Origin of the sequence: Type-D symbiont of Plautia stali, assembly GCF_001485335.1 — a bacterium.
GTDB lineage: Bacteria > Pseudomonadota > Gammaproteobacteria > Enterobacterales > Enterobacteriaceae > Pantoea > Pantoea vagans_C.
The window spans coordinates 33071-57003 of sequence record NZ_BBOC01000001.1 but is presented as its reverse complement, the minus strand read 5'-3'; the positions used below and the strand labels follow the sequence as shown (position 1 = coordinate 57003).

The following is a 23933-nucleotide window of genomic DNA, read 5'->3' as shown; positions in this document are numbered from 1 at the left end:
AATTCCACCAATCGGCAATAGGCAACGCCTGATGATGTCCCTATAATCGGCGCGTTTTCTTACCGGGAGCGAGTTCCCGGTTTCTTCAGGATGCTAACTAGAGGTCATCATGGCAATCGAACGTACTTTCTCAATCGTTAAACCAAATGCTGTCGCTAAGAACGTGATTGGTGCTATCTACAACCGTTTTGAAAGCGCAGGCTTCAAAATCGTTGGCGCGAAAATGCTGCACCTGACCAAAGAGCAGGCAGAAGGCTTTTACGCTGAGCACAAAGGCCGTCCATTCTTCGATGGTCTGGTAGAGTTCATGACTTCTGGTCCCGTTGTTGTTTCTGTTCTGGAAGGCGAAAATGCCGTTCAGCGTCACCGTGACCTGATGGGTGCTACCAACCCAGACAACGCACTGGCCGGTACTCTGCGTGCTGATTACGCTGACAGCTTCACCGAGAACGCGACCCACGGTTCTGACTCAGCTGAGTCTGCTGCACGTGAAATCGCTTACTTCTTCGCTGAGAACGAAGTCTGCCCACGCACTCGCTAAGTGCGTTGCAGCTGATGCGGATAAACGTCTTTACACCTTTTACGCTTAAGTAAAGTCGTTCCCCCTGGCATCATGCAGCAGATGTAGTACAATTATGCGCCCTTGTTGAGCCAGCCTCAGCGAGGGCGCCTTTTTTTTCCTATTCTTAACCAGAGCCGTAACGTGTAACAACGAGGCCAGAGAACATTATGTCCGAACAGATTGTGACGCCGTCGTCCGCTTCCCCCGTGGTTGTTTCCCCAAAAAACGAAAAAATTAACCTGCTGGATCTTAACCGTCAGCAGATGCGTGAATTCTTCCTTGAAATGGGCGAAAAGCCGTTCCGCGCTGATCAAGTCATGAAGTGGATGTACCACTACTGCTGCGACGATTTCGAGCAGATGACGGATATCAACAAAGTGCTGCGTGGCAAACTGATGCAACGCGCTGAAATTCGTGCGCCGGAAGTGGCGGAAGAGATGCGTTCCAGCGATGGCACCATCAAATGGGCGATCCGCGTGGGCGATCAGCTGGTAGAAACCGTGTATATCCCGGAAGCCGACCGTGCAACGCTGTGCGTCTCCTCGCAGGTAGGTTGTGCGCTGGAGTGCAAATTCTGTTCGACCGCGCAGCAGGGCTTTAACCGTAACCTGCGCGTCTCCGAAATCATTGGTCAGGTATGGCGTGCGGCGAAAATCATCGGCGCAGCTAAGATCACCGGCCAGCGCCCGATCACCAACGTGGTGATGATGGGCATGGGTGAGCCATTGCTCAACCTCAACAACGTGGTGCCTGCGATGGACATCATGCTGGACGATTTTGGTTTTGGTCTGTCAAAACGTCGCGTGACGCTTTCGACTTCAGGCGTAGTTCCCGCACTGGATAAGTTGGGCGATATGATCGACGTTGCGCTGGCGATTTCACTGCACGCGCCGAACGATACCATCCGTGATGAAATTGTGCCGATCAACAAAAAGTACAACATCGAAACCTTCCTGGCTGCAGTGAAGCGTTATATCGGCAAATCAAATGCCAATCAGGGCCGTGTGACCATTGAGTACGTGATGTTGGATCACATCAATGACAGCACCGACAATGCGCATGAACTGGCGGCCTTACTGAAAGAGACACCGTGCAAAATCAACCTGATTCCATGGAACCCCTTCCCTGGTGCACCTTACGGCCGCAGCTCAAACAGCCGTATTGACCGCTTCTCCAAAGTGCTGATGGACTACGGTTTTACCACTATCGTGCGTAAGACGCGCGGCGATGATATCGATGCCGCCTGTGGTCAGTTGGCAGGGGATGTGATTGACCGTACCAAGCGCACACTGCGTAAGAAAATGGCCGGTGAAACCATCTCTGTGAAGGCGCTCTGAAACCCGTCGCCTGGTGATATTCACCGGGCGTGAGGCGTGCCAGTCTCTCTGCTCGATTTTGAGCAGGAGAGACAGAAATGCGTAAAGGATTACTCGCGGTGGTTGTGGCTTGCTTTGTTGTAAGTGGTTGTGTCAATCCACCCCCCAACACCCGTGCCGCTGACATCAGGCTACAGTTAGGATTACACTATCTGGCTGTGAAAGATTATGGCGCGGCGCACCGCAATCTATTACGTGCAGAACGTGCCGCACCCAAGGACTACCGCGTGCCGTTGGCGCTTGCGCGATTGGCACAGGCGCAGCAGAATAGCGCGCAGACACATTGGCACTACCAACGCGCTCAGAAGTTAGCGCCAACGAATGGCTATGTCGCTAACAATTACGGTGCGTTTCTCTGCGGTTTAAGGCAGTATGACGAAGCGCATCAACAGTTTAAGCTGGCGATCGCAGCGCAGGAAATAGATGCCCGGCAGGATGCATTTCTGTTTTCGGGCTATTGTTACCTGCAGGCTGGAGAGAGTGCCGCAGCGCGCGAGCCACTAGGCCACGCGCTGGATGCCGCACCGGAGCAGGGGAGTCATCTGCTTGCGGAAGTGGAAAGGCGTCTTGAGCAGCAGGATCGCACGGCGGTTCAGCTGTTATTAGAAGTGTACCACCAGCGGTTGCCCGCAACGGCAGACAGCCTGTGGTTACAAATACGTTTCGCCGCGCAACAGGGAAACGCTGCTGACGTTACACGTTATGGCGATCTGTTGGCGCGAAGTTTTCCACAATCGATACAGTACCAGCGTTATTTTGCTAATGAATACTGAAGCCACTCAAGAGAATTCTGCAGTACATTCCACAGGTGAACGCCTGCGTCTGGCCCGTGAGCAGATGGGACTGACCCAGCAAAACGTCGCTGAACGCCTGTGCCTGAAACTTTCTACCGTGCGGGATATTGAAGAGGACAAATCACCAGCTGATTTAGCCTCAACTTTCCTGCGAGGTTATATCCGTTCTTATGCTCGTCTGGTGCATGTGCCGGAGGATGACCTGTTGCCGATGATGGCAAAACAGGCACCGGTGCGCGCGGCTAAAATTGAGCCGATGCAGAGCTTCTCATTGGGCAAACGCCGTAAAAAGCGCGATGGCTGGTTGATGATTTTCACGTGGCTGGTGGTCTTTGTGGTCATCGGCCTGACAGGTGCCTGGTGGTGGCAGAACCATAAAGCCTCGCAGGCGGATCTGGTCTCTATGGCGGACCAGAATGGCAGCAGCAACGATAGCAGCCAGTCAATTCCGTTGGGTGATAGCAGCACTGACAGTGCTGCAGATACAGACACCAATGCAGCAGGCACACCGGTCGACAATGGTGCCGGTGCCGTTGCAACGCCGAACACCAGCAGCAATGCTCCCGTGGCGAACACCTCTTCTCCGGCAGCAACTAGCGATAACGCGGTGGTCTCGCCAAGCCAGGCGCCTGTTGACAACGCACCGCCAGCAGCCACTTCACCGGCTCCGGCCAACAGCATTCCGGCGGGTCAAATGCCGACGGGCAATGCCGCAGTCAGCGAGCCAGCGGGCGACCCGAACGCTGTCGTCATGAATTTCAAAGCGGACTGCTGGTTGGAAGTCACAGACGCGACCGGTAAGAAGCTGTTCAGCGGACTGCAACGCAGCGGCGGTAAGCTCAGCCTGTCTGGAACGCCTCCGTATCGTCTGAAAATTGGTGCTCCAGGTGCGGTTGATGTGCAATATCAGAATCAGCCCGTTGATTTAAGTCGTTTTATCCGTAATAACCAGGTTGCCCGTCTGACGCTGGGTGCGCAATAACGCGCAGCGCGCTTTCCGGGTAATTGTGGAGAGAGAATATGCATAACGAAGCACCCATTATCCGTCGCAAATCAACACGGATTTACGTCGGCAAGGTGCCGGTTGGTGATGGTGCGCCCATTGCCGTTCAGTCAATGACCAACACCCGCACCACGGATGTGGAAGCCACGGTTAACCAGATTCGCCAGCTTGAGCGAGTCGGTGTCGATATCGTCCGTGTTTCTGTGCCTACCATGGATGCGGCTGAAGCGTTCAAACTGATTAAGCAACAGGTCAATGTGCCGCTGGTGGCGGACATTCATTTTGACTATCGCATCGCCTTGAAAGTCGCCGAATACGGCGTAGATTGCCTGCGTATCAATCCGGGCAACATCGGCAACAACGAGCGTATTCGCCAGGTGGTGGATTGCGCGCGTCACTACAATATTCCTATCCGTATTGGCGTTAACGCCGGTTCACTGGAAAAGGATCTGCAGGAAAAATACGGTGAGCCAACGCCTCAGGCGCTGCTTGAATCCGCTATGCGTCACGTTGATCACCTCGATCGCCTCAACTTTGATCAATTCAAAGTGAGTGTTAAAGCCTCTGACGTCTTCCTCGCCGTTGAATCTTATCGTCTGCTGGCGAAAGCCATTGATCAGCCACTGCATCTCGGTATCACCGAAGCAGGCGGCGCGCGTGCCGGTTCGGTGAAATCGGCTATCGGCCTCGGTTTGCTGCTGGCAGAAGGTATTGGCGATACGCTGCGTATCTCGCTGGCGGCCGATCCGGTTGAAGAAGTCAAAGTCGGTTATGACATTCTGAAATCACTGCGTATTCGTTCTCGCGGCATTAACTTCATTGCCTGCCCAACCTGCTCACGTCAGGAGTTTGACGTGATCGGTACTGTGAATGCGCTGGAAGAACGTCTTGAAGACATTATCACGCCAATGGATATCTCCATCATCGGGTGCGTGGTGAACGGTCCGGGCGAAGCGACGGTTTCAACCATGGGCGTGACGGGCGGTAGCCGCAAAAGTGGTTTCTACGAAGACGGCGTGCGTCAACGTGACCGTCTTGATAACGACAACATGATTGACCAGTTGGAAGCGCGCATTCGTGCCAAGGCCAGTATGCTGGATGAAAGCCGCCGCATTAACGTGCAGCAGCTGGAAAAATAAGGGACGGTGCGCGCTCGCCGCGCGCCAGTTTGTGAATGAACCTGTGCGGTTTCATCCTCATAAGGTATGATGCCGGACAGGTTTTTTTGTATTAAGAGATTCTAACGTGGCGAAGAATATTCAAGCGATCCGTGGGATGAACGATTACCTGCCAGCGGATACCGCGATTTGGCAGCGTATTGAGGGCACCCTGAAGCAGGTGCTGGCCAGTTACGGTTTTAGCGAAATTCGCTTACCGATTGTGGAACAAACGCCGCTGTTTAAACGCGCAATCGGTGAAGTCACCGATGTGGTTGAAAAAGAGATGTATACCTTCGACGACCGCAACGGTGAAAGTCTGACGCTGCGCCCAGAAGGTACCGCAGGCTGCGTGCGTGCCGGTATCGAGCATGGCTTGCTCTACAACCAGGAACAGCGTTTGTGGTACATCGGCCCGATGTTCCGCTACGAGCGTCCGCAAAAAGGCCGTTATCGCCAGTTCCATCAGATTGGCGCTGAAGTGTTTGGTCTGCAAGGACCGGATGTCGATGCCGAACTGATTATGATGACTGCACGTTGGTGGAAAGCGTTGGGTATTGCTGATCACGTGCGTCTGGAACTGAACTCCATCGGCTCACTTGAAGCGCGTGCTAACTATCGTGATGCACTGGTGGCTTTCCTCGAACAGCATAAAGAGAAGCTGGACGAAGATTGCAAACGCCGCATGTACAGCAACCCGCTGCGCGTGCTGGACAGCAAGAACCCGGACGTGCAGGTTCTGCTGAATGACGCGCCAACCCTGAACGAATACCTTGACGAAGATTCTCGTGCGCACTTCGACGGCCTGTGTGCCCTGTTGGACGATGCGGGCATTGCTTATACCGTGAATCAGCGTCTGGTGCGTGGTCTCGACTATTACAACCGTACCGTCTTCGAATGGGTGACCAGCAGCCTCGGCGCGCAAGGTACCGTGTGTGCCGGTGGCCGCTATGATGGCCTGGTTGAACAGTTAGGTGGACGCGCCACGCCAGCCGTTGGTTTCGCGATGGGTCTGGAGCGTTTGGTGTTGCTGGTTCAGGCGGTTAATCCAGATTTTGAACCGACGCGCATTGTTGATGTCTATGTTATCGCTTCGGGGCAGGGCGTTCAGTCTGCCGCGATGCAACTGGCGGAAAAACTGCGTGATGCTGATCCGGCACTGAAGCTCATGACGAACTTCGGTGGTGGTAACTTCAAGAAGCAGTTTGGCCGTGCAGACAAGTGGGGCGCACGCATTGCGCTGGTGCTGGGTGAAGATGAAGTGAAAACCGGTCAGGTTGTCGTCAAAAATCTGGCAACCGGCGATCAACAAACTATCGCCCAGAGCGAAGCCGCAGCAACGTTGCGCACGCTGCTGCAGTCAGCGTAGCACTGCGACAGCCATTTACAGGAGAGGGATTGCGTGGAAGTTTACAGCAACGAAAACGAACAAGTTGACGCACTGCGTCAGTTCTTTGCCAACAACGGTAAAGCACTGGCTGTGGGTGTGATCATCGGCATCGCTGCGCTGGGTGGCTGGCGTTTCTGGACCAGCCATCAGGATGGTGCAGATAAAGCCGCATCGGCACAGTATCAACAGTTGACCACGGCGATGCAGGCTGACAAGCCTCAGACGCTGGAAGCCGTCGCGACGTTTGCCAGTGAAAACAACAACACCTACGGTGCACTGGCGTCGCTGGATTTGGCGAAGCAGTACGTCGAAGCCAATCAGCTAGACAAAGCCATTACGCTGTTGCAAAGCGGGCTGAAAGACACCAAAGATGCCAACCTGCAGGCGGTGATTAACCTGCGTCTGGCGCGCATTCAACTGCAACAAAACCAGGCTGATGCCGCACTGACTACCCTCAACAATGTTAAGGGTGATGGCTGGACAGCCATTATTGCGGACATTCGTGGTGAAGCACTGCTGAGTAAAGGCGATAAGCAGGGCGCACGTGATGCCTGGAGCAAAGGCGCTGAATCGCAGGCCTCTCCTGCGTTGAAGCAGATGCTGCAGATGAAGATGAATAACTTAAGCTAAGCCAGTCAAGAGAGCGCACATGGAATTACGTAAATACCTGCTGCCAGGGCTGATTTCAGTCACCCTCCTCAGCGGTTGCTCGCTGTTCAGCGGCGAAGAAGATGTAGTGAAAATGGCCCCGCTGCCGAAAGTGGAAAACCAGTTTACGCCACAGACTGCCTGGAGCACCTCTGTGGGTGATGGCGTTGGCGATTTCTATTCCAATTTGCATCCGGCCTGGCAGGATGGCACCGTCTATGCGGCTGACCGCTTTGGTGTGGTGAAAGCGCTGGATGCCAGCAACGGTAAAGAGAAATGGAAAGTTAATCTCTCTGAGAAAACCGGCTTCTTCTCGAAAAACATTTCTGCACTGCTCTCTGGCGGTATTACCGCTACCAGCGATCGCATCTATATCGGCAGCGAACGTGGCCAGGTCTTTGCGCTAAACAACAGTGATGGCAGCATCGCCTGGCAGACCAAAGTCGCCGGTGAAGCCTTGTCGCGCCCGGTGGTTAGCGACGGTCTGGTGCTGATTCATACCAGCAACGGTATGTTGCAAGGTTTGGATCAGAGCAGCGGCGCCATCAAATGGAGCGTGAATCTGGACATGCCTGCGCTGTCACTGCGTGGCGAATCTGCCCCAACCGTGGCCTTTGGTGGTGCAATTGTCGGCGGTGATAACGGTCGTGTCAGTGCCGTGATCCTGAACCAGGGGCAGCTGATTTGGCAGCAGCGTATTTCGCAGCCGAGCGGCGCCACTGAAATTGATCGTCTTAGTGATGTGGATACTACGCCAGTTGTGGTCAATGGTGTCGTTTACGCGCTGGCGTACAACGGTAACCTGACGGCACTGGAATTGCGCTCAGGCCAGATTTTGTGGAAACGTGAAATCGGCGGCGTGAAAGATATGGTGATTGATGCGGGCCGTATTTATCTGGTCGATCAAGACGACCGTGTGATTGCGCTGAATGCTGACGGTGGCGTGGCCATCTGGCGTCAGAGTGATTTGCTGCACCGTAATCTGACTTCACCTGTGCTGTTCAACGGTTATCTGGTCGTGGGTGATAGCGAAGGCTACCTGCACTGGATCAACACGCTGGATGGTCGCTTTGTCGCGCAGCAGAAACTGGACAGCGATGGCTTCCAGACTGAGCCGGTCGTGGCGGGTGATAAGCTACTGATTCAGGCGAAGGGCGGCGAAGTTTACGCCATCACGCGTTAAGATCTGGCTCTGCGGGGATCGATTTCCCGCTCGCTTTTACGGCTCCTGATTCGTCAGGGGCCGTTTCGTTTTTTGTCAGGCATGGTATTCTTTGCGCCTTCAGCCTGACGCCTTCCGGCAAATGTCGTTATAATCACGCCATTCGGGCGATTAATTTTCAAAACTGAGGCAAGTGTTATGGTACCTGTGGTCGCGCTGGTTGGGCGTCCCAATGTGGGAAAATCTACGCTATTTAACCGCTTAACGCGCACTCGTGATGCGCTGGTAGCGGATTTTCCTGGACTGACTCGCGATCGCAAATATGGTCGCGCCGAAGTGGAAGGGCGCGAATTTATTGTTATCGATACCGGTGGTATTGATGGCACCGAGGAAGGCGTCGAAAACCGCATGGCAGAACAGTCGCTGTTGGCGATCGAAGAAGCCGATGTGGTGCTGTTTATGGTTGATGCGCGTGCAGGCGTCATGCCGGCCGATCAGCAGATCGCCAATCATTTGCGAGCACGTGAAAAAGCCACCTTTGTGGTCGCCAACAAAACGGACGGCATCGATCCGGATGCTGCGGTGTTGGATTTCTACGCGCTGGGCTTGGGTGAAATTCATCCCATCGCTGCCTCGCATGGTCGCGGTGTAAACAACTTGCTCGAAGCAGCACTGCTGCCGTGGATGGACGAAATCGTTCCAGAAGTCGAGCTAACGGAAGAAGAAGAGAACGCTGCCTATTGGGCCGCGTTAGAAGCAGAAGAGAACGATCAGGCACTCGAGGAAGAGGAAGAAGAAGATTTCGATCCCACCACCTTGCCGATCAAGCTGGCTATCGTTGGTCGCCCTAACGTAGGTAAATCCACGTTAACTAACCGTATTCTTGGCGAAGACCGTGTTGTGGTCTACGACATGCCAGGCACAACACGTGACAGCATCTATATCCCGATGGAGCGTGATGAGCGCGAATACGTGCTGATCGACACTGCGGGTGTACGTAAGCGCGGTAAGATCACGGAAACTGTCGAGAAGTTCTCCGTCATCAAAACCTTGCAGGCCATCGAAGATGCCAACGTGGTGATGCTGGTGATTGATGCGCGTGAAGGCATTTCCGATCAGGATCTGTCGCTGCTTGGCTTTATCCTCAACAGCGGACGCTCACTGGTGATCGTGGTCAACAAGTGGGATGGCATGACGCAAGAAGCCAGAGAAGAAGTCAAAGAGATGCTGGACTTCCGTCTGGGCTTTATCGATTTCGCGCGCATCCACTTTATCTCGGCACTGCACGGTAGCGGCGTGGGTAATCTGTTCGAGTCCGTGACCGAAGCCTACGATTGCTCAACCAAACGCGTCGGCACTGCGATGTTGACACGTATTATGACCATGGCGTCAGATGACCATCAGCCGCCATTGGTGCGTGGCCGTCGCGTGAAGCTGAAATATGCTCATGCCGGTGGTTATAACCCGCCTATCGTGGTGATCCACGGTAACCAGGTGAAGGATCTGCCAGATTCTTATAAACGTTATCTGATGAACTACTTCCGTCGTTCACTTAACGTCATGGGTACGCCAATTCGTATTCAGTTTAAAGAGGGCGATAACCCGTATGCGGGCAAACGCAATCTGTTGACGCCAACGCAGCAGCGTAAACGTCAGCGTCTGATGTCGCACCTGAAGAAAAACAAACGTTAATATGATGAGGGCCCATACGGGCCCTTTTTTTTGGCTTTAAAATGGGATCACGCCGCTACGACTTGCGCCATATCAGGCGCGAAAAATGTAACAAGGAGAATCTATGCCCCATTTGTGCCCCCACTGCCAGCACGCTCTCAACCCTACCGATACCGGCTTCACTTGCGATAATTGCCATCACCATTATGCCCAACGCGCGGTCTGCCCGGATTGCCAGCAGCCGCTACAGGTGCTGAAAGCCTGCGGTGCAGTGGACTATTTTTGCCAGCACGGACACGGGTTGATCTCGAAAAAGCGTGTCGAATTCGTGCCTGAATTCACAACGCTCTAAAAATCTCACCTTAGGGGCGTCATATTTATTAATACCTTACGACTGGTTTTGTAGCAAAAATGCTATTAGCCAGTAACTCCTTCGTTATGGATGTTCACTTTCTAATGTACCAGGTGGTACAATCCTGCCGCCTTGAAGCGAGAATGACTCTCACCTGCGATGTGTCCTCGCTCACAAGCGCCGAATCACGGGCATTGTACCCGTACCAATAGATTTAAAATAAAGCGTAACGGATTAGCTCTTGCCGCCAGTTTCGGCGGGAGCATTGTCACCGGCTGCCAATGGCGTATCGGCACCAGCGCGTTATTTTTTCAGGAGAGTTTTTGTTATGGCAGAAAATTCCGCTCGTCCCTGTAAAGGGCTGAGTATCTGGTCTGTATTGTTCGGGCTGGTCCTTCTGGCTGTCGGTCTGTTCTTCGCGATCGGTGGCGGCAAGTTGGTCGCTTTGGGCGGCAGTTGGTACTTCCTCATTTCCGGTATTGTGATGTTGCTGTCGGCGATTCAGTTCTTCCGTCGCAAATCCTCTGCCGTCACCCTGTTTATTCTGGTCTTCGTTGGCACCCTGATTTGGGCGCTGTTCGACGCAGGCTTCCATTTCTGGCAGTTGGTTTCTCGTCTGATGGTCCCAGCGGGCCTGATGCTGCTGGCGTTCCTGACATGGCCTGCACTGCGTAAGCGTGAAGGCAAAAGCTCGCTGGCGAAAGTGTCTTACGTGCTGTCTGCGGTCATCGCTGTGGGTATGGTGGCGACTTTCGTTCAGATGTTCCAGCCGCATCCAACCGTTGCGTTTGAAGGCAAACAACTGCCGCTGATTCCGGTAGACAAGTCTAAGCCACAGCAGGACTGGAGCAGCTATGGCCGTACGCCAGAAGGCGACCGTTTTGCGGCAATCGACCAGATTACCCGTGATAACGTTAAAGACCTACAGGTTGCATGGACCTTCCACACGGGCGATACGCCAATCAGCCCAACCGGTAACGGCGCAGAAGATCAGGAAACGCCACTGCAAGTGGGTAACACACTGTATCTTTGCACCCCACACAACAACGTGATTGCGGTTGCAGCTGATACCGGTAAGCAGATCTGGAAGCGTGAAATCAACGCGCAAGCCGAAGTGTGGAACCGTTGCCGTGGTCTGGCGTATTTCGATGCGACCAAACCTGTGCAGCAGCCAACGCAGCCGGGCTCAACGCCGGTTCCTGCGCCAGCACTGGCGGCAGGTGATACCTGCCAGCGTCGTATTCTGATGAACACCATTGATGCGCGTCTGATTGCTATCAACGCCGACAACGGTGAGTTCTGTGAAGACTTCGGTGACCACGGTGTGGTTGACCTGAAAAAAGGTCTTGGCGCTGCGCCAGATCCACAATATCAGTTAACTTCAGCACCTCAAGTGGCGGGTACCACCGTTGTGGTGGGTGGCCGTGTAGCGGATAACGTACAGACGGATATGCCTGGCGGTGTGCTGCGTGGCTTTGATGTGATCACCGGTCAGATGCGTTGGGCGTTTGACCCAGGTAATGTTGATCCAAATGCCGTTCTGATGCCGGGCAAAGACTACACCCGTAGTACCCCGAACTCATGGGCTCCGATGTCTTACGACCCAGCCATGAACACCGTGTTCCTGCCGATGGGTAGCTCATCTGTTGACCTGTATGGTGCAGATCGTACCAAGCTGGATCACACCTATGGCGCGTCTATCCTTGCGCTGGATGCCACCACCGGTAAGCAGAAGTGGGTTTATCAGACCGTGCATAACGATCTGTGGGACTTTGACCTGCCAATGCAGCCGAGCCTGGTCGACTTCCCGATGAAGGATGGTACGACCAAGCCTGCTGTAGTTATCGGTGCGAAAACCGGCATGATTTGGGTGCTGGATCGCCTGACCGGCAAGCCTTTAACGAAAGTTGAAGAGCAGCCAATGCCGCAGGGTCATATCCCGAACGAGCAGTACACCAAAACTCAGCCGCACTCAGTGGAAATGCCAAACATTGGCAACCAGAAGCTGACCGAGTCTGATATGTGGGGTGCAACACCGTTTGACCAGTTAGTCTGCCGTATTGCCTTCAAAGGCATGCGTTACGATGGCCTGTTCACCGTACCCGATACAGATAAGTCTCTCAGCTTCCCAGGTTCTCTGGGTGGGATGAACTGGGGCAGCATCTCGTTTGACCCGAACAACCAGTACATGTTCGTCAACGACATGCGTCTGGGCTTGTGGGTGCAGATGATTCCTCAGGACACCACTAAATCGGCTGCCAGCAACGGTGGTGAAGCCATCAACACCGGTATGGGTGCGGTTCCGCTGAAAGGTACGCCGTATGCGGTGAACAAAAACCGCTTCATGTCACCGCTGGGCATTCCGTGCCAGGCGCCACCGTTCGGAACCTTGTCTGCTATCGACATGAAAACCCGCCAGATTGTTTGGCAGGTGCCAGTGGGTACGGTGCAGGATACCGGTCCATTTGGTATCAAGATGCATGCACAGATGCCAATCGGTATGCCTACGCTGGGCGGTACTTTAGCGACTCAGGGCGGCCTGGTGTTCATCGCCGGTACGCAGGATTACTATCTGCGCGCCTTTGATAGCTCAACCGGTAAAGAAGTGTGGAAAGCACGTCTGCCAGTGGGCAGCCAGGGCGGTCCGATCAGCTATGTTTCACCGAAAAATGGTAAACAGTACATCCTGATCTCTGCAGGTGGTGCTCGCCAGTCACCAGACCGTGGTGATTACGTGATTGCTTACGCGTTGCCAGACAGCAAGTAAGTTGCCTTAAATATGAGAAAGGCCGACATCATGATGTCGGCCTTTTTTTATAACCATCCGTGGCGCACACATTCCCTTAAGGTACCTTATTTACTGCTGCTTGGAGGGGCGACGGCTTTTTTGACCTCCTTTTCTTCCAGCTTCCCTGGCTCTCTCAGGATCGTTTCTGAAATTGCCCCCACTGACTTTGCCGCCAGCACTGCCGGCTTCCCTGGCACGCTCTGGGTCCTCTGCAAAGTTCCCAGCACCGCCTCGTTGCTTCTTTTGTGTCATAGCAGAGACCTCATCTAAGGGTGTTTTCTTCGACGTGGACTAGCTAGCCACTTAATGATTATAGTCAGTAAGTTACAGCCTGCTTTGGGAGATCTCTGAGATTACTGGCCGTCACGCCACAGCGCCTCCAGCTCAGGAGAGGCCAACGTCTCCGGAATCAAAATCACGACTGATCCCGCTTCCTGATGTGTGGCATAAGTGATTTGAATACGGAAATAGCGTTGATCGCCGCGTCCAAGATTGGCTGCCTGATCTTCTGGCTCGCCCAGCGGCAGCGCCTGTTCCAGCACGTTGCAGACGCGCTGTTTTTGCGGTTCGGGCAGTTGCCCCAAAGCAATGCGTCGTTCTCCGCGTAAACGGGGGATAAAGGCGATACCGCCCTCGCGTGCCAGCTCAATGATGGCGTCATCACTCAATTGAATGTTCACGTTACGCCTACCTGCTGCCACGCGGCTTGAATCGCTTCCGCTACCGAACGGTTAAAGCGTTTGCCGCCATGCTCGATGGTAAAGTGGGCAAAGGTACTGAAATCGGCATCCTGCGGCAGTGCTTTATCACATAAGGTGTCATACCAGGCTTGCCCCGCCAGCTCCCATGCAAAGCCTCCCAGTGCCTTAGCGGCGAGATAGAAGGCCCGGTTGGGTATGCCTGAATTGAGATGCACACCGCCATTGTCATCGCGTGTTTCAATGTAGTGCGCCATATCGGCAGGTTGGGGATCTTTGCCGAGTTGAGGATCGTCATAGGCGGTGCCAGGTGCAGACATCGAACGTAGACCGCGGCCATGAATGCCTTTTGCCAGCAATCCTTCACCAATGATCCAGTCAGCCTGATCGGCGCTCTGTTTAAGATGAAACTGTTTAACCAGTGAACCGAACACATCGGACATCGATTCATTCAGCGCACCAGACTGCTGGAAATAGACCAACCCCGCCTCGGTTTCCGTCACCCCGTGCGTCAGTTCGTGCGCCACCACATCTAAGGCGATGGTGAAGCGGTTGAATATCACACCGTCGCCATCGCCAAACACCATCTGTTGGCCGTTCCAGAAGGCGTTCTGATATGCCTTGCCATAGTGTACGGTGCCGTCCAGTTTCAGCCCTTTGTTATCCAGAGAATTGCGCTTGAAGGTTTGCCAGTAGAAGTCGTAGGTGATGCCAAGATAGTTCCAGGCTTCTTCAGCCGCCACATCGCCATTGGTGGGTTGGCCTTCATCCCGAATCAGTGTGCCAGGCAAGTTTTGTGTATTTTCAGCATCATAAATGGCACGTAGCACTGTGCCCGGTGGCGAAGTCGCAACGCCGATATTGGGACGATTGTGCTCAGCCATCAGTTGTTGAACATGGGTGAGGGTGCGGCGAGCGGAATCTTGAGGTGCACCTGAACAGTGGTCAATGATATTGCGTAGCATGTACGGAGGAATAACGCTGTAAGGCATAGTAACTCCTGGCCGTGAGTGAACATGCCAGAAGTATAGTTTTTCAGTTAGGTACGTGCTTTACGACTGCGTGATTTGAGGGGTTCGAGAGTGGTCACCTGGCTTTCCACCCAGCCATCATCCAGACGTGTGCGCAGCAAATCGCCTTTGTGCAGTTGCCTGGTCTTCTTCACCAGTTGGCCTTGGGTATCGGTGGTGACACTGAAGCCACGAGCCAACGTCGCCAAGGGACTGACGCCTTCCAGCTGTGCCGCCAGCGTACCAAAGCGCTGACGATTGTGGTTGAGCTGTTTTTCCATACCCTGCTGTAAGCGATATTGCCACTGCTGCATTTGCTGTTGTGCACGATGAATACGGCCCTGTGGCTGTTGCGTGTTGAGACGGTGGAGCAGGCGATCCTGTTGGCGACTGGCTAAACGCAGCCGTTGATCCATCGCTTCACCGAGGCGGCGTTGCAGCTGGAACAGCGTGGTTTGTTGACGCGCCAGGCGTAACTGAGGATGTTGCTGCTGTAAGCGGTGATGAATGCGTGTGAAGCGGCGCTGCTGCTCAGCCAGATAGAAATCCATCGCCATTTCCATCCGCTGCTGCTGGGACTGCAAACGACGCAGCAGTTCTTGCTGATTACGGCTCACCAGCTCTGCCGCAGCGGAAGGGGTTGGCGCCCGCAGGTCAGCCACAAAGTCGGCGATGGTGATGTCGGTTTCGTGTCCGACCGCGCTGACAATCGGTAAACAGCTGGCAAAGATCGCCCGCGCGACGCGTTCGTCGTTAAAACTCCACAGATCCTCTAATGATCCACCGCCACGGCCGACAATCAACACATCACACTCATCGCGCAGGTTGGCTAGCTCGATGGCGCGCACAATCGCTGCGGGCGCATCCACACCTTGTACCGGAGTGGGGTAGATTACTACGGGCAATGAGGGATCGCGCCGATGCAGAACACGCAGCACATCATGCAGCGCCGCACCGGTGGCGGAGGTAATCACGCCAACCTGACGTGCGGGCTCGGGCAACGGTTGCTTGAACTGTTGATCAAATAAACCTTCCGCTGCCAGGCGCGCTTTCATCTGCTCGAACTGTTGTTGCAGCAGGCCTTCACCCGCAGGGTGCATGCTTTCGATAATCAGCTGATAATCGCCACGCGGCTCGTACAGCGTGATGCTGGCACGTACCAAAACCTGCTGACCGTGTTGCGGACGGAAAGTGACCCGGCGATTGCTGTTGCGGAACATCGCACAGCGCACTTGTGCACCATCATCTTTCAGCGTGAAGTACCAGTGACCGGAAGAGGGCTGGCTAAAATTTGAAATTTCCGCACTGAGCCACACCAGGCCCATCTCATTTTCCAGCAGTTGACGCACTGTGGTATTGAGGCGACTGACAGTAAAAATATTGGCGATTGGCGGTAGCGACATGTGATGTAGATCAAATTTTAAATCAGAGGGTTAATTAACCGATACTACATGCCTGACCAGGAGGATCAAGACTTTTTCTGAAAAAACACTGGAGGCAACCGATTTCGGCCTGTATAATGCCGCGGCAATATTTTATCTGTTTTAATCGCCCCCAGGTGGAGATATTGCTATGTTAAGAATCACTAAAGAAGCCCTCACTTTTGACGACGTTCTGCTCGTTCCAGCTCACTCCACTGTCTTACCGAACACCGCTGATCTCAGCACCCAACTGACGAAAAACATCCGTCTGAACATCCCTATGCTGTCTGCTGCAATGGACACCGTGACCGAAGCCGGTCTGGCAATTGCACTGGCACAAGAAGGTGGTCTGGGCTTTATCCACAAAAATATGTCGATTGAGCGCCAGGCGGATGAAGTTCGCAAAGTTAAAAAACACGAAAGTGGCGTAGTGACCGATCCGCAAACTGTACTGCCAACCACCACGCTGGCGGCAGTACAAGAGTTGACTGAGCGTAACGGTTTCGCCGGTTACCCGGTGGTCAACACCGACAACGAACTGGTTGGTATCATTACCGGTCGTGACGTGCGTTTCGTCACCGATTTGAACCAACCTGTTTCTGCGGTGATGACCCCGAAAGAGCGTCTGGTCACGGTGAAAGAGGGTGAAGCACGCGACATCGTACTGCAGAAAATGCACGAAAAACGTGTTGAGAAAGCGCTGGTTGTTGATGACAGCTTCCACCTGCTGGGCATGATCACCGTTAAAGATTTCCAGAAAGCAGAACGTAAACCTAATGCGTGTAAAGACGCAGAAGGCCGTCTGCGCGTAGGCGCTGCGGTGGGTGCCGGTGCGGGTAACGAAGAGCGTGTTGATGCGCTGGTCGCTGCCGGTGTTGACGTGCTGCTGATTGACTCTTCACACGGCCACTCTGAAGGCGTATTGCAGCGTATCCGTGAAACCCGTGCGAAATATCCAAATCTGGAAATTATCGGCGGCAACGTGGCGACCGGTGCCGGTGCACTGGCGTTGGCGAAAGCCGGTGTTAGCGCGGTAAAAGTGGGTATCGGCCCGGGTTCAATTTGTACCACGCGTATTGTGACTGGTGTCGGTGTACCACAGATCACTGCGGTTTCAGATGCGGTTGAAGCACTGGAAGGCACTGGCATCCCGGTTATCGCTGATGGCGGTATTCGTTTCTCCGGTGATATCGCGAAAGCGATTGCTGCGGGCGCGGCGGCTGTGATGGTGGGTTCTATGCTGGCGGGTACTGAAGAGTCGCCTGGCGAAATCGAACTCTATCAAGGCCGTTCATTCAAATCCTACCGTGGTATGGGTTCACTGGGCGCGATGTCTAAAGGTTCATCTGACCGCTACTTCCAGACCGACAACGCCGCTGACAAACTGGTACCTGAAGGTATCGAAGGCCGCGTAGCCTACAAAGGCCGTCTGAAAGAGATCGTGCACCAGCAGATGGGTGGCCTGCGTTCATGCATGGGCCTGACCGGTTGCCCGACCATTGACGATCTGCGTACCAAGGCTGAGTTCGTGCGCATCAGTGGCGCAGGCATCAACGAAAGCCACGTGCATGATGTGACCATCACCAAAGAGTCACCGAACTACCGCATGGGTTCATAATCCCGTAAGATTCAACGCCCGGCACCCGCCGGGCGCTTTTATTATTAAGTCCATCCCAATGGAAACGCCTCAATGACGACTGAAAATATTCATAAACATCGCATTTTGATCCTCGATTTTGGTTCTCAGTATACGCAGCTGGTTGCGCGCCGCGTGCGTGAGCTGGGCGTCTACTGCGAACTCTGGGCGTGGGATGTCACCGAAGAGCAAATTCGTAGCTTCAATCCTAACGGCATCATCCTGTCAGGTGGCCCGGAAAGCACCACTGAGTTGAACAGCCCACGAGCGCCAGAATACGTGTTCAACGCTGGCGTGCCGGTTCTGGGTGTGTGCTACGGTATGCAGACCATGGCGATGCAGCTGGGCGGCAAAGTTGAAGGTTCTAACGAGCGTGAGTTTGGTTATGCGCAGGTCGAAGTGCTGACCCAGAGCGCGCTGGTGCGTGACATCGAAGATGCCATCAGTGCCGCCGGTAAACCGCTGCTGGATGTGTGGATGAGCCACGGTGACAAAGTCACTGCCATCCCAGCCGGCTTTGAAACCGTCGCCAGCACCGAGACTTGTCCGTTTGCCATCATGGCGAACGAAGAGAAGAAATTCTACGGCGTGCAGTTCCACCCAGAAGTGACGCATACCCGCCAGGGTCTGCGCATGCTGGAGCGTTTCGTCCGCGATATCTGCGGCTGTGAAGCACTGTGGACCCCAGCCAAGATCATCGAAGATGCGGTAGAGCGTATTCGTGAGCAGGTCGGCGAAGATAAAGTGATCCTCGGCCTGTCTGGTGGTGTGGATTCTTCTGTGACGGCAATGCTGCTGCACCGTGCCATCGGTGAGCGCCTGACCTGTGTGTTCGTGGACAACGGCCTGCTGCGTTTGAATGAAGCCGAGCAGGTGATGGACATGTTTGGTGACCACTTCGGTCTGAACATCGTGCACGTTGCCGCAGAAAACCGCTTCCTCGACGCACTGGCGGGTGAGAACGATCCAGAAGCCAAGCGTAAGATCATTGGTCGTGTGTTCGTTGAAGTGTTCGACGAAGAAGCACTGAAACTGACTGATGTGAAATGGCTGGCGCAGGGCACCATCTATCCGGACGTGATCGAGTCTGCGGCTTCTGCCACCGGTAAAGCGCACGTGATCAAATCGCACCACAACGTGGGCGGTCTGCCGAAAGAGATGAAGATGGGTCTGGTTGAGCCGCTGAAAGAGCTGTTCAAAGATGAAGTACGTAAGATCGGTCTGGAACTCGGCCTGCCGTACGCGATGCTGTATCGCCACCCGTTCCCAGGCCCAGGCCTCGGCGTGCGTGTGCTGGGCGAAGTGAAGAAAGAGTACTGCGATCTGTTGCGCCGTGCAGATGCGATCTTCATCGAAGAGCTGCATAAAGCTGACCTGTACAATAAAGTGAGCCAGGCCTTCACCGTGTTCCTGCCAGTACGCTCTGTAGGTGTGATGGGCGATGGTCGTAAATATGATTGGGTGGTATCACTGCGCGCAGTTGAAACCATCGACTTCATGACCGCGCACTGGGCGCACCTGCCGTACGATTTCCTCGGCCGCGTCTCCAACCGCATCATCAACGAAGTGAACGGCATTTCCCGCGTGGTTTACGATATCTCTGGTAAGCCACCGGCGACGATTGAGTGGGAATGATTCCCCTTAATTGAACCGTCCATCAAGCCCGCTTAACAGCGGGCTTTTTATTGGATAAAAATTTCCGTTTAATCCGTTCTGATTATTTTTCCTATCGCATAGTTGGTGAATACAAACTCACTCCTCACAATGCATGATGGTCGATGAATTGTTACTCATCAGGATGCCGTCGATGCTGCCACTGAAAGCCTTTCTGCTCTCCTTTCTCTGCATTGTGCTGCTCTCATTAGCAGCCAGTCTTGCTCAGGCCACGCGCACCGGCGAACTGACTACCGAACGTGGCGGTTGGGCCACTGCAAGACGAGATTCTGCCGGGTTAGCGCCGGACCCGCACCAATATGCCAATCTGGCTATTGTGCAGGTCTATGCCGCGCCCACCTATGGCTGGAAGGGCGCAGTTGCCGTACATCCGTGGATTATTTTTAAACGTGCCGGAGAAACGGCATACAGCCGCTATGAAGTGATCAGTTGGGGCAGTGATAATAAGGTACGGCGCAACTCAAACTTGCCCGACGGTTACTGGTATGGCGCGAAACCACGGTTGCTGGTGGAGCATCGCGGCAAAGCGGCAGAGGCGATGATTCCGCAGATCGAAGCGGCGATAAAATCGTATCCGTGGCCGCACACCTATCACGCATGGCCGGGGCCGAACAGCAACACCTTTATGGCGCACATTGGTCGCGAAGTGCCGTCTCTGCAATTGGATTTGCCCGCTAACGCGATTGGTAAGGATTACCGTTCGTTGCTGCATCCGATTGGTTTACCGCCGTCCGGGCGTGGTGTGCAGGTTTCCCTGTTGGGTGTGCTTGGCGTTACCGTGGGGGCAGAAGAGGGGCTGGAGGTGAATGTATTGGGGCTGAATCTGGGGCTCGACTTCACGCCGTTTAAGCTGCGTTTGCCCTTTATCGGCGGGATAGGGCAGGACAATTTGCAGAAAGAGAATCCGTGATTGTTAAGGTCGCGCAATAAATTGCACCGCTACGTTAGAGCGCATTGCACTGTAGCGGCGCGATTTATCGCGCAATCAATACTCAGCACACGCCGAAATCACCGTCTTCGTGATACAACGCCACGGTATCCGCTCTGAGTTCAATTTCACGCTTGATGTGATCATCAATGCGGGCGCACCAAAGCAATTCCCCTTCAACGCGCGTGACCTGCATTTTTGGGCCACCGGTTTTCGACTGCACAATATCACCTACATTAAACATGCTGTATCTCCGTCAGGTCAGTGTTAGCGCTAAGTGTATATGCGCTCACTCAGTGACGCGCCTTAATTTGTGCGCTGCTTTCCAACAAAAAGATAAGAGGCAGAACCCAAGACGGTTCCTGTTTCTAGTCCCTTTAATTGCTGCTGAGATAACTTCTGAAAAACACCTAGGGTTGTCAGTTGACAACCTTGAATGCAACGGATAAGGTAGCGAGCAATGTCAGAAAGGAAGCGATACCCACATAAAACGGTGGAAAGGGTTTTACGCTATGCAGAAGCGCAAGGATGGAAAATTGTGCAAGGCGGACATCATGCCTGGGGAAAAATGTATTGCCCTGAGAATTCAGCAGAGTGTCGATGCGGTGATTTTTGCATTACCTGCATTTGGAGTACGCCGAAGAATCCTGAAAATCACGCAAAGATGTTAAAGCGAGTAGTGGATAACTGCACCCGGCCAATCATCAATAAGGAATAAAAATGGAATTTGAATTTACCCTTCGTTTTCAGTTGAGTGATGCCATTTCTTGCGATGAAGCGCTGGAACGTCTCGGCGCTGCGGGATGCACTGATGCGCTGGTAGGGACTGGCGTTGCTGGGAAGTTGAGTATGGTATTTACGCGGGAAGCGGTTGATGCGCAGCAAGCCATTTGTAGCGCGCTGGAAGATGTTATTGCGGCACTGCCCGATGCTGAGCTGATTGAAGCGGCGCCAGACTTAGTGGGGCTGACAGATATTGCCGAGTTGATTGGCGTATCGCGCCAGAATATGCGCAAGCTAATGCTGGCTCATAGCCCGCAGTTTCCACGCCCGATTCATGATGGGAAAACCGCGCTCTGGCATTTTGTTGACGTTTTGGAATGGTTAAATCAACGAGGTTCGGCAAGGGTGGCACCGGGAGTGAGCGAACTGGCTCGCGCAACGTTACAGCTCAACTTGCAGCAGGCACTGCAACGTTACGCGCACTGTCTTTAGCTTAATGATGCAGCAAAAACACCGTCGCCAGACCGAGGAAAATAAAGAACCCGCCAGTATCGGTGATAGCGGTGATCAACACGCTGGAGCCCACGGCCGGATCGCGTTTCATCTTGGTCATGATCAACGGAATCAGTACGCCCATTAAAGCCGCGAGCAACAAATTCAGCACCATTGCCAGCATCATTACGCCGCCAAGCGGCAGGTTGTCGTACATCAACCAGGTGATGCTGCCCATAATCCCGCCCCAGAACAGACCGTTAATCAACGCGACACCGAGTTCACGCACCACCAGGAATGAGAAGTTACCTGGCTCAACCTGATGCAATGCCAATGCGCGCACAATCATGGTGATAGTCTGATTACCGGTGTTACCGCCAATCCCGGCCACAATCGGCATCAAGGCGGCCAGCGCCACCAATTGGGAGATGGTTTCTTCAAACAGGCCGATCACCCGTGAAGCGATAAACGCCGTACACAAGTTGATAGCGAGCCAGGCCCAGCGTTTACCCACGGCTTTGCGCACTGGAGCAAACACGTCTTCACCCTGGCTGATACCGCCCATTTTACGAATATTGCTTTCGTTCTCTTCGTTGACCAAGTCGATGACATCTTCCACGGTAATACGACCAATCAACTTGCCTTTCGCATCCGTCACGGCAGCCGATATCAGGTTATAACGTTCAAAGGCACTGGCCGCCTCTTCCGCATTGTCGTTGAGTTGAAAAGTGGTAGGGCGGGCGTTCATCACGTCTGCGACCAGGGTTTTCGGCTTATTGAGCAAAATGTCGGTCAGCGATAATTCACCCAGCAGCTGGTTCTCTTCATTGGTGATGAAAATTTTATCCGTGCCATCCGGCATGCTTTTACGCTTGCGCAGAAAACGCTGCACCGTGGCGAGCGTCACATCTGAACGGACGGTCAGGATGTTGAAATCCATCACCTGGCCCACGCGGTCACGATCTAACTCGATGACCTCCAGCAGGCGTGCTCGCAGGCTGGGTTCCAGCGTGGTCAGCAGGCGTCCAGTCAGGTCTCGCGGCAGATAGCGCGCCAGATATACCTGATCGTCGATGTCCAGCGGCTCTATAGCGTGCAGAATCTCGCGATCAGTCATACCTTCGGTCAAACTGGCCCAGACGGTTTCCGATGCTTCAACCAACACGCGGCCTCGTTGCTCGGAGGGCACCAGACGCCACAATGCCAGACGTTCTTGCTCGGGTAACGCCTCAAGAATATCCGCCAAGTCAGCGGCATGCAGATGTTGAAGCTCATCTTCCAACTGCTGACGCCAGTCGGTGATCTCGCGCAGTTCCGCTGCGTTGAGATCGACAGATTTATCCAGTAACACGTCGACTAAGTCGTGCTCACTGAGTAACAGGTGAAGAATGCGTTGGCGGGTTTCGGTTAATTGTTGTGCATACGGTGCAGACATAGCGCGTCCCTTGTGTCTGTAAAGTCAGGTCAAAGTGTAGCGCGTTGCGGGTTATCAGGGCGAGTTAAGCAGCATTGTCATATCCGGACAATGTGGACGAGCAACGATGACCCGCAAATTCTCTAGCGCGAATCGCTGATGCTCAGTGTAGGGACCGGCTCAGGTAAGGCTTTTTTTTGCTGATGATGCTCAATGGCACCAGGGATGATGAAAATCAGACGGCCAACCAAAATAAAGAAACTGATCAGCAAAATAATGCGAGTCATGGTGCCGGTTTTAGGACGTCTTCGTGCAGGGAAAGCGCTGTTCACGCGGGGTGGTTCCTGTAGATACCCAGTTGGGCGATGGCAACATTTAGTCACAGTTAGATCTTCAGGTCAATCGCTGTGTGAAAAATGAGCAGGAATGGTAAAGGGTAAATTGATCAAAATCAGATTAGGCCGCGGGTGGCGTAGTGCTTGTCAGTTAAGCGGCAGACGATAACGCCGTCTGGGGCCGCTCCGGGGCAGGCGGTCCTCGCGCCGCTACGCGGTACCTTCACTTCACTCGTCTGCCATACGGACCGGTGCCGATGGAACATCCATGTTCCAGCGCCACCTTTCGCCCGCGTCCTGCGGGCTCTCCTGGCATACTCTCTCAGCTCAGCGCTGCGGATGCCTGCCCCGGTGCGGCCCCAGCCGGCTCATCAGCTTCAGTACGGGTTGTCAAAAAGGGCACATTGCCTGAGGCCATGACGCCTCTGCTGCCCCCTCAGGGCTATCCGCAGCGCTGAGACTTTTACGTTGGGCCAGGAGCCCCACGCGGGGAGGCGTGGGGCAGTTAGCGGCCGACCATGGATGGTCATCCGCGAACGGTCCGTCCGGCACGACGTGGAAGTCGAAGGTACCGCTTTAGCGGCGCGAGGACGGCCCAGAGGGGGCAGTAGTGGCGGCAGAGCCCGCACTGAATAGACAGGCCACTTATTAATAAGCAGCCTGAGTTCTTAACTGACATGCATTACGCGGGCGGCCTTA

22 protein-coding genes are annotated in these 23933 nt (G+C 54.1%); 15 read left to right on the top strand and 7 right to left on the bottom strand.

From position 1 onward, the window contains the following. Positions 1–109: 109 nt before the first annotated feature. The 11 genes from ndk to PSSD_RS00210 all read left to right on the top strand — a co-directional run bounded on the left by ndk (position 110) and on the right by PSSD_RS00210 (position 12882). Complete coding sequence (ndk, locus tag PSSD_RS00255) at positions 110–541, top strand: nucleoside-diphosphate kinase (protein WP_007884899.1); 432 nt, start codon at positions 110–112, stop codon at positions 539–541. A 188-nt stretch (positions 542–729) separates the two neighbouring features. Beyond that, positions 730–1899 (top strand): dual-specificity RNA methyltransferase RlmN, encoded by a 1170-nt coding sequence (rlmN, locus tag PSSD_RS00250; protein WP_039329851.1) that lies wholly within the window; start codon positions 730–732, stop codon positions 1897–1899. Between the two features lie 77 nt (positions 1900–1976). Next, positions 1977–2711, top strand: a complete 735-nt coding sequence (gene pilW / locus PSSD_RS00245) for a type IV pilus biogenesis/stability protein PilW (RefSeq protein WP_058968027.1) — start codon at positions 1977–1979, stop codon at positions 2709–2711. Then, the gene (gene rodZ, locus PSSD_RS00240) at positions 2701–3714 is read left to right on the top strand and encodes a cytoskeleton protein RodZ (protein WP_039329847.1); all 1014 of its coding nucleotides are present in this window, start codon (positions 2701–2703) and stop codon (positions 3712–3714) included. Before pilW ends, rodZ begins: the two co-directional genes overlap by 11 nt. A gap of 38 nt (positions 3715–3752) precedes the next feature. Continuing rightward, positions 3753–4874 (top strand): flavodoxin-dependent (E)-4-hydroxy-3-methylbut-2-enyl-diphosphate synthase, encoded by a 1122-nt coding sequence (gene ispG / locus PSSD_RS00235; RefSeq protein WP_039329846.1) that lies wholly within the window; start codon positions 3753–3755, stop codon positions 4872–4874. A 106-nt stretch (positions 4875–4980) separates the two neighbouring features. Beyond that, positions 4981–6261: a histidine--tRNA ligase gene (gene hisS / locus PSSD_RS00230; RefSeq protein WP_058968026.1), complete on the top strand. Its 1281-nt coding sequence runs from the start codon at positions 4981–4983 to the stop codon at positions 6259–6261. Between the two features lie 33 nt (positions 6262–6294). Beyond that, positions 6295–6912, top strand: coding sequence for a YfgM family protein (locus PSSD_RS00225; RefSeq protein ID WP_039329843.1), 618 nt, complete (start codon positions 6295–6297; stop codon positions 6910–6912). 19 nt (positions 6913–6931) lie between these two features. Then, entirely contained in the window at positions 6932–8113 is a 1182-nt protein-coding gene (bamB, locus tag PSSD_RS00220) for an outer membrane protein assembly factor BamB (protein ID WP_058968025.1), read from the top strand. A 177-nt stretch (positions 8114–8290) separates the two neighbouring features. After that, on the top strand, positions 8291–9784 hold the full coding sequence (gene der / locus PSSD_RS00215; protein ID WP_058968024.1) for a ribosome biogenesis GTPase Der: 1494 nt from the start codon (positions 8291–8293) through the stop codon (positions 9782–9784). Positions 9785–9887: 103 nt separating this feature from the next. Then, the gene (locus PSSD_RS26275; RefSeq protein WP_071885728.1) at positions 9888–10115 is read left to right on the top strand and encodes a zinc ribbon domain-containing protein; all 228 of its coding nucleotides are present in this window, start codon (positions 9888–9890) and stop codon (positions 10113–10115) included. A 328-nt stretch (positions 10116–10443) separates the two neighbouring features. Further along, the gene (locus tag PSSD_RS00210) at positions 10444–12882 is read left to right on the top strand and encodes a glucose/quinate/shikimate family membrane-bound PQQ-dependent dehydrogenase (RefSeq protein ID WP_058968023.1); all 2439 of its coding nucleotides are present in this window, start codon (positions 10444–10446) and stop codon (positions 12880–12882) included. A 90-nt stretch (positions 12883–12972) separates the two neighbouring features. Here the strand turns inward: PSSD_RS00210 and PSSD_RS00205 are convergent, their stop codons facing one another. From PSSD_RS00205 to xseA, 4 genes are all read right to left on the bottom strand, one after another. After that, on the bottom strand, positions 12973–13155 hold the full coding sequence (locus PSSD_RS00205) for a con-10 family general stress protein (protein WP_045814915.1): 183 nt from the start codon (positions 13153–13155) through the stop codon (positions 12973–12975). 101 nt (positions 13156–13256) lie between these two features. After that, entirely contained in the window at positions 13257–13583 is a 327-nt protein-coding gene (locus PSSD_RS00200) for a protealysin inhibitor emfourin (protein ID WP_058968022.1), read from the bottom strand. Then, a complete protein-coding gene (locus PSSD_RS00195) occupies positions 13580–14593 on the bottom strand; it encodes a M4 family metallopeptidase (protein WP_058968021.1) in 1014 nt (337 codons plus the stop codon). Before PSSD_RS00195 ends, PSSD_RS00200 begins: the two co-directional genes overlap by 4 nt. Before the next feature lie 47 nt (positions 14594–14640). Continuing rightward, on the bottom strand, positions 14641–16014 hold the full coding sequence (gene xseA, locus PSSD_RS00190) for an exodeoxyribonuclease VII large subunit (RefSeq protein WP_058968020.1): 1374 nt from the start codon (positions 16012–16014) through the stop codon (positions 14641–14643). Between the two features lie 169 nt (positions 16015–16183). Here xseA and guaB point away from each other — a divergent pair, with 169 nt between their 5' ends. From guaB to PSSD_RS00175, 3 genes are all read left to right on the top strand, one after another. Next, positions 16184–17650: an IMP dehydrogenase gene (gene guaB / locus PSSD_RS00185; protein ID WP_039329830.1), complete on the top strand. Its 1467-nt coding sequence runs from the start codon at positions 16184–16186 to the stop codon at positions 17648–17650. Positions 17651–17722: 72 nt separating this feature from the next. Then, positions 17723–19303 (top strand): glutamine-hydrolyzing GMP synthase, encoded by a 1581-nt coding sequence (guaA, locus tag PSSD_RS00180; RefSeq protein WP_039329828.1) that lies wholly within the window; start codon positions 17723–17725, stop codon positions 19301–19303. A 172-nt stretch (positions 19304–19475) separates the two neighbouring features. After that, on the top strand, positions 19476–20252 hold the full coding sequence (locus PSSD_RS00175) for a DUF3750 domain-containing protein (protein ID WP_058968019.1): 777 nt from the start codon (positions 19476–19478) through the stop codon (positions 20250–20252). A gap of 82 nt (positions 20253–20334) precedes the next feature. Here PSSD_RS00175 and PSSD_RS00170 read toward each other — a convergent pair whose 3' ends face one another. Then, positions 20335–20514, bottom strand: a complete 180-nt coding sequence (locus tag PSSD_RS00170) for a GDFGVC terminal motif YodC-like protein (RefSeq protein WP_058968018.1) — start codon at positions 20512–20514, stop codon at positions 20335–20337. A gap of 476 nt (positions 20515–20990) precedes the next feature. Between PSSD_RS00170 and PSSD_RS00165 the strand changes: the two genes are divergently transcribed. Beyond that, the gene (locus tag PSSD_RS00165; protein ID WP_058968017.1) at positions 20991–21485 is read left to right on the top strand and encodes a hypothetical protein; all 495 of its coding nucleotides are present in this window, start codon (positions 20991–20993) and stop codon (positions 21483–21485) included. A gap of 1 nt (position 21486) precedes the next feature. Here the strand turns inward: PSSD_RS00165 and mgtE are convergent, their stop codons facing one another. Further along, entirely contained in the window at positions 21487–22920 is a 1434-nt protein-coding gene (gene mgtE, locus PSSD_RS00160) for a magnesium transporter (RefSeq protein WP_039329816.1), read from the bottom strand. 122 nt (positions 22921–23042) lie between these two features. Continuing rightward, complete coding sequence (locus tag PSSD_RS00155) at positions 23043–23231, bottom strand: YfgG family protein (protein ID WP_039329814.1); 189 nt, start codon at positions 23229–23231, stop codon at positions 23043–23045. Positions 23232–23933: the final 702 nt, after the last annotated feature.

What these genes read in the sequence shown, in the direction of transcription:
- ndk (WP_007884899.1), top strand. Translation starts at nt 110, where the DNA reads ATGGCAATCGAACGTACTTTCTCAATCGTTAAACCAAATGCTGTCGCT.
- rlmN (WP_039329851.1), top strand. Translation starts at nt 730, where the DNA reads ATGTCCGAACAGATTGTGACGCCGTCGTCCGCTTCCCCCGTGGTTGTT.
- pilW (WP_058968027.1), top strand. Translation starts at nt 1,977, where the DNA reads ATGCGTAAAGGATTACTCGCGGTGGTTGTGGCTTGCTTTGTTGTAAGT.
- rodZ (WP_039329847.1), top strand. Translation starts at nt 2,701, where the DNA reads ATGAATACTGAAGCCACTCAAGAGAATTCTGCAGTACATTCCACAGGT.
- ispG (WP_039329846.1), top strand. Translation starts at nt 3,753, where the DNA reads ATGCATAACGAAGCACCCATTATCCGTCGCAAATCAACACGGATTTAC.
- bamB (WP_058968025.1), top strand. Translation starts at nt 6,932, where the DNA reads ATGGAATTACGTAAATACCTGCTGCCAGGGCTGATTTCAGTCACCCTC.
- der (WP_058968024.1), top strand. Translation starts at nt 8,291, where the DNA reads ATGGTACCTGTGGTCGCGCTGGTTGGGCGTCCCAATGTGGGAAAATCT.
- PSSD_RS26275 (WP_071885728.1), top strand. Translation starts at nt 9,888, where the DNA reads ATGCCCCATTTGTGCCCCCACTGCCAGCACGCTCTCAACCCTACCGAT.
- PSSD_RS00210 (WP_058968023.1), top strand. Translation starts at nt 10,444, where the DNA reads ATGGCAGAAAATTCCGCTCGTCCCTGTAAAGGGCTGAGTATCTGGTCT.
- PSSD_RS00205 (WP_045814915.1), bottom strand. Translation starts at nt 13,155, where the DNA reads ATGACACAAAAGAAGCAACGAGGCGGTGCTGGGAACTTTGCAGAGGAC.
- PSSD_RS00195 (WP_058968021.1), bottom strand. Translation starts at nt 14,593, where the DNA reads ATGCCTTACAGCGTTATTCCTCCGTACATGCTACGCAATATCATTGAC.
- xseA (WP_058968020.1), bottom strand. Translation starts at nt 16,014, where the DNA reads ATGTCGCTACCGCCAATCGCCAATATTTTTACTGTCAGTCGCCTCAAT.
- guaB (WP_039329830.1), top strand. Translation starts at nt 16,184, where the DNA reads ATGTTAAGAATCACTAAAGAAGCCCTCACTTTTGACGACGTTCTGCTC.
- guaA (WP_039329828.1), top strand. Translation starts at nt 17,723, where the DNA reads ATGACGACTGAAAATATTCATAAACATCGCATTTTGATCCTCGATTTT.
- PSSD_RS00175 (WP_058968019.1), top strand. Translation starts at nt 19,476, where the DNA reads ATGCTGCCACTGAAAGCCTTTCTGCTCTCCTTTCTCTGCATTGTGCTG.
- PSSD_RS00170 (WP_058968018.1), bottom strand. Translation starts at nt 20,514, where the DNA reads ATGTTTAATGTAGGTGATATTGTGCAGTCGAAAACCGGTGGCCCAAAA.
- PSSD_RS00165 (WP_058968017.1), top strand. Translation starts at nt 20,991, where the DNA reads ATGGAATTTGAATTTACCCTTCGTTTTCAGTTGAGTGATGCCATTTCT.
- mgtE (WP_039329816.1), bottom strand. Translation starts at nt 22,920, where the DNA reads ATGTCTGCACCGTATGCACAACAATTAACCGAAACCCGCCAACGCATT.